Source organism: Campylobacter sp. 10_1_50, from assembly GCF_000238755.1.
In the GTDB taxonomy this organism is placed as follows: Bacteria; Campylobacterota; Campylobacteria; order Campylobacterales; family Campylobacteraceae; genus Campylobacter_A; species Campylobacter_A concisus_R.
On record NZ_JH414887.1, the window covers coordinates 129,780 to 134,918 of the forward strand.

Genomic DNA, 5,139 nt, shown 5'->3' on the forward strand with positions numbered 1-5,139 from the left:
GGCTAAATTCAAAGCGTTTCGCCAAATGTTAAGGGGCTTAGGCAGTTTAAAAAGCAGAGTAAAACGCCTATTTGTGTGATTAAATTTGAAAAAGATCGCCCTGTAAAAGAGTTATTTTCTAAGCTTTTGGAATTTAAGGAGTTTTTCAAGCTTTTAGTCGTAGTGGATATGCAAAACTACCTAGAAAATCCATATATGCTGCTTTGGCGCGTGACAAATAACATAGATGCCTTGCGTGATATCTATATAGATGGCGAAAATTTCTGCGTGGATGCGACGAGCAAGGACGAGTTAGAGGGCTATACTCGTGGCTGGCCTATGCAAACTGACTGCGAGCGCGAAGTGATGGCTGAGCTTGTGAAGCGTGGCATAGTGAAAGATGAGCCAGAGCTGTTTCATAAATTTGAGATATTTGGGTAGGGTTGGTTTAAATTTATCCAGTCTTTTGCTAGGTCAAATTTGCTTTAAAATTTAAATATATCGGTTTTTTGCGCTTAAAAATAGCTTAGTTTAAGGACATTTTTATATCGCAGCATAAAATTTCTAGTTAAATTTATATGTTTTACTTGGGTTGGCTGGTTAACTGGAAATACTAAACATAATGTATAAAAATTTATATAAAATAGTATGATTTTGCCTTACGAGAGATAAAATTTGGAGCAAGAGGCTAGTAAAATTTAAATTTTATATGTTGCGATGTGTGTAAAACATTTAAATTTAGAAAAATAGAGGTGCAAAAATATTTAAATTTAAAAAACTAAGTGTAAAAACTTTTAAATTTTATAAAGTTAGCAGGTTACGGATGTGTTTTAAAAAAGCTATGTTATGTTCGCTCTTTGACAATTTTGGATGCAAATATAAAGCTTTGTTGGCTAACTTTTGTTAACGTTTTTTAACTTTTTAAATAGATAAAGTTGTTGCAAGCGTTCAAATTAAAAAACAGAGCTCTTGCAGACTTTAAAATAAAACTAGCAAATTATAAATTGTCAGGCGTGTACTTGTTTTGGATTGAAGCATAAAACCTTGCTTGCTGGTTTTGCTTTAAAAAAGTTGGTGCAAGAGAATAAATTTAGAAGAAATACCTAAAATAAAGCTAGCAAATTTAGGATATAAATTTGCTAGATAGCCATTAATTGGCGATCTGCTTGGTTGTTTTGGCTTGTGCTATTTTGGTGTTTATAAGTCGCTATAAATTTATACGTAGCCCTAAATTTTGATCAAAATTTACTAAATTATTTTTTAAAAGATCATCTGTTGTTTTGATTTTTGTACTGCAAGGCAAATGTAAGCATAAATTTTAGAAGTGGCTAGTGAAAATGGATCATAAATTTGACGACTTTAGTTTTAAATTTACCTTTGGCTACCACCGTTTTGCCTTTTAGATGTTATGGCCTTGACATAAGCCTAAATTTACAAGCTAAAAAATATCGCACAGGAGATTTAAATTTGGTAGCCTTGTAGCTGGTTTTAAAACTCTTAAATTTAAAAATCTAATAGCTAGGTCGCAACTTGGCTATTTATTTTTTTAAATGTGCTTTTGGGTTGTTTTTAGGCTCGCGCGGTTGTCCGTTTTGTTGCCAGCCTAGCATTTACGGCGTCTTTTATATCTTGTTTTTTGACGCAGCTCACAAATTTACCAAACCGACCTTCAAAACATGCTCTTTTAGCCCACTTGGTATTTCGCCATTTTCAAGCGCCATTAGCTCGCTCGCTCTTAGGACGTAAAAGTCTTGCAAGCTTCTGCTAGCAGACTTCTCAAGCTTTTTTGCTAGCGTGTCAAAGATATAAAACTCCGCCTCATTGCTAGCTAGCAAAAAGTCAGCCCCACTATCAAATGCAGCAAAAACTAGCTTGCTAGCAAGCTTGCAAGCTAGCTCTTCATCGGCCTTTAAAAGATCATATCCACAAGGCATTTTGGCGTTTAGCTCTATAAAATTTGCCTTATATGCGCTTAAATTTGCAGGCAGTCTGTCTTTTATGGCTATCTTAAACTCTTTAAATTTACTAAGTTTTTCTATCTTTTCAAGCTCATTTTCATATTTTTGCGCAGCTTTTATGCCTAAAATTTCTTTGAAAAATTTAATCGCTTCGTTGTAAATTTCACTTCCACCAAATAGCAAATCATCAAGCTCACAGGCTATCAAAACGCCGTTTTTACCGCTAACTAGCTTTAAAATTTCATCATTTTTCTCATTTTTATAAAGATAATGAGCTAGCATTATCGCTGCCGCGCCTATAAAATTTGGCTCGTAGTCTTTCACAAAATCAGCGTAAAAATGGGGCTTAAAGCTAGCGTATAGCTCTTTATCAGCTCTTTTACAAAAGCTAGCAAATGGCTCAAATTTCGCCCAAAAATCATCATCATTTATAGCAAGGTCTAAAACCGCTCTTTTCTCATTAAGAGGGGCTATGCAAAGCTCGCCGCCCAGTTGTTGAGCTAAATTTGCAAGTGGCTGGGCGGTGCTAACTACGACGTCATTTACCTTGACAAAGCCCTCAAATGGGCTAAAGTAGGGGTCTATGCTCTTTACGTGGGCAAAAAGCTCGTTTAAGTTTGCAAAGTCTGAAATCTCTAAAAAATAGGGCTTAAAATATGCCAAAACATCTCTTTTCGCGTCAAATCTAAAAATCTCAACTCTTTGCATCTCTATCCTTTTTTTGGGCTTATTTTATCCTAAATTTAAAAGGAGTTTCATTATAATAGCTCAATGGATAAAGAAAATTTTACGATTGCATGCTTTAGTAACGAATATATCGGCGATGATGCGGCGGTTGCCGGCAAAATGGTCTTTAGCAAGGACATTTTTGCGCAAAATTCGCACTTTAAGCTTGGCTGGCTAAGCCTTGCAGAGATCGGCTACAAGGCGATGATCGTAAATTTTTCAGATACGATCGTGATGAACGCAAAGCCTAAATTTGCCCTTCTTGGGCTTAGTCTGCCAAAGAGCTTCACGCCGCGCCAGATCAGCGAGCTAACTAGCGGCATAAATATGGCGTGCGAAGAGTTTGGCGTAAAGATAATAGGCGGCGACACGATAAGTAGCTCCATTTTAAACATAAGCGTCAGCGTGATCGGCGAGCTAAAGGGCAGGGCTGTGCTTAGAAAAAATGCTAAATTTGGCGATCTTATTGCATTTACAGGCAAGCTTGGAGGCAGCCAAAAGGGGTTAAACTCGCTTTTAAGACTGGCTCAAATTTCTAAAAACTCACGCTTTAAAAAGCCTGTTTTAAGAGATAAATTTTTTTATAAAGCAGCTCATCTTATAAACTCCGCCATGGATATCTCAGATGGGCTAAAAACCGACCTTGGCAAGCTTTTAAAGGCTAGCAAAAAGGGCGCTAAATTTACAAAAAAGCTAAGCAAATTTGAGCTTAATAGCGGTGAGGAGTATGAGGTTTTATTTACCTTTAACCCTAAAAATTTAAGCGCCATAAAAAGGATCGCCGCAAAAACTAGGACAAAGATCAACATCTTTGCAAAAATTTCACACAAAAGGTTAAGACAAAATGCAAGAAGCCACCACTTTTAAGCCGCTCTATGCGCTCACTCATGCGCCCATCGAGGCATATTTTTCTAAAAATTCAGATGATTTTGTCGTGCGCGAGATACCGCTTTATGAATTTAGTGGCGACGGCGAGCACTTGATTGTTGAAATTTCTAAAAAAGATATGACGACAAGCGACGCTTTGCACGCCTTAAGCGAGGTTACAGGGGCTAAGATGCGTGACTTTGGCTATGCTGGGCTAAAAGACAAGCAAGGCATGACGACACAGTTTATCTCGATGCCTCGTAAATTTGAGAGCGCGCTTGCAAACTTTAGCCATGAAAAGATGAAAATTTTAAATTTAAACGTGCATAAAAACAAGCTTCGCATCGGACATCTAAAGGGCAATAGCTTTTTCATCCGCCTAAAAAAGGTGCTGCCAAGTAGCGCTAAAAAGCTCGAGCAGGCCTTTGTCAGCATCGATAAAATGGGCTATGCAAACTACTTTGGCTACCAGCGCTTTGGTAAATTTGGCGACAATGCTGTAACTGGCCTTGAGCTACTTAAAAATGGCACGATAAATGGCAAAAAGAGCAAAAATGTAAAGCTAAATGACTTTTTGATCTCAGCCTATCAAAGTGATCTTTTCAATCGCTATCTTAGCAAAAGGGTTGAAATTTCAAGGTTTGTGAGTGACTTTAGCCTAAGTGAGCTGGGTGAAATTTATAAAAACTTTAGCAAAAACGATCTAAAGGCGATGAAGGCGCAGGAGAGCTTTTTTAAGCTTTTGCCAGGAGAGGTTTTGGGGCACTATCCATTTGGCAAGCTCTTTTTGTGCGAAAATTTAGATCAAGAGGCGCAAAGATTTGCTAAGCGCGATATCACAAGCCTTGGACTTATAGTCGGTGCAAAGGCCTATGAGGCAAGTGGCGTGGCAAAAGAGCTTGAGGATGAAATTTTCGCTGAGGCATTTTCGCTTACTTCAAAGATCGCTGGCTCAAGGCGTTTTAACTGGGCGTATCTTGAAAATACAAGCTACAAATACAACGAAGAAAACGCTCATTTTAGCTTAAATTTCACACTTCAAAAGGGCTCATACGCCACAGTTGTGTTAGAAGAAATTTTGCATAAAAATATATTTGAGTAGGGTAAATTTAAAGATAGTTTTAAAAGTGGGGTTGGCTAAATTTAGCTGGTTTAAATTTAAAAAGGTCTAGCTCTCGCCAGACCTAAAACATTAAATTTAAGAGTTAAAAACTTAAGTTCTAAAGACGCTTAGTTTTGTATTTAGTGCATCTGTCATCTTATTTAGATGTTCAGCTGCAGAAGCTATCTCTTCGACGCTTCTAGCATTTTCAGATGAAATTTGATTGATCTCTGAGATGCCATCCATGATCTCATTTACGTTTTTACCAGTTGCGATGTAGTCTTGCATAGTCTTATCTGACATCGCTATGGCGTTATTCATCGTTTCGCTCATATTATTTATAGTCTTTTCAACGTCACTTGCCACATGGGTTAGCTCTTGAATTTGTTTAGAGTTGATACCCATTTGCTCGCTGCTATCATTTATCGCTTGGACGATAACGTTGATAGTTGCGTTTATCTCTGTTAGAGTATTTTTGAGTTTCTCTCAGCTAGCTGTCTAACTTCA

Annotated in this window: 4 protein-coding genes and 1 pseudogene; 3 read left to right on the plus strand and 2 right to left on the minus strand. The window is 37.4% G+C overall.

The annotated features are described in order from the left end of the window. Positions 1–9: 9 nt before the first annotated feature. Positions 10–420: pseudogene (locus HMPREF1019_RS09925) on the plus strand (menaquinone biosynthesis decarboxylase); the annotation flags it as partial. 1,205 nt (positions 421–1,625) lie between these two features. On the opposite strand, the gene HMPREF1019_RS00625 reads toward HMPREF1019_RS09925, so the two are convergent. Next, a complete protein-coding gene (locus HMPREF1019_RS00625) occupies positions 1,626–2,645 on the minus strand; it encodes an HdrB C-terminal domain-containing protein (RefSeq protein WP_009293738.1) in 1,020 nt (339 codons plus the stop codon). A gap of 63 nt (positions 2,646–2,708) precedes the next feature. Between HMPREF1019_RS00625 and HMPREF1019_RS00630 the strand changes: the two genes are divergently transcribed. Then, positions 2,709–3,530: a thiamine-phosphate kinase gene (locus HMPREF1019_RS00630; RefSeq protein WP_009293739.1), complete on the plus strand. Its 822-nt coding sequence runs from the start codon at positions 2,709–2,711 to the stop codon at positions 3,528–3,530. Further along, complete coding sequence (gene truD / locus HMPREF1019_RS00635; protein WP_009293740.1) at positions 3,508–4,632, plus strand: tRNA pseudouridine(13) synthase TruD; 1,125 nt, start codon at positions 3,508–3,510, stop codon at positions 4,630–4,632. The genes HMPREF1019_RS00630 and truD overlap by 23 nt, the downstream gene beginning before the upstream one ends. Before the next feature lie 111 nt (positions 4,633–4,743). Here truD and HMPREF1019_RS00640 read toward each other — a convergent pair whose 3' ends face one another. Next, a complete protein-coding gene (locus tag HMPREF1019_RS00640; RefSeq protein WP_009293741.1) occupies positions 4,744–5,037 on the minus strand; it encodes a methyl-accepting chemotaxis protein in 294 nt (97 codons plus the stop codon). Between the last annotated feature and the right edge of the window lie 102 nt (positions 5,038–5,139).

Bases quoted from the DNA above. Each gene is read 5' to 3' on its own strand.
- HMPREF1019_RS00625 (WP_009293738.1), bottom strand. From the start codon at position 2,645: ATGCAAAGAGTTGAGATTTTTAGATTTGACGCGAAAAGAGATGTTTTG.
- HMPREF1019_RS00630 (WP_009293739.1), top strand. From the start codon at position 2,709: ATGGATAAAGAAAATTTTACGATTGCATGCTTTAGTAACGAATATATC.
- truD (WP_009293740.1), top strand. From the start codon at position 3,508: ATGCAAGAAGCCACCACTTTTAAGCCGCTCTATGCGCTCACTCATGCG.
- HMPREF1019_RS00640 (WP_009293741.1), bottom strand. From the start codon at position 5,037: ATGGGTATCAACTCTAAACAAATTCAAGAGCTAACCCATGTGGCAAGT.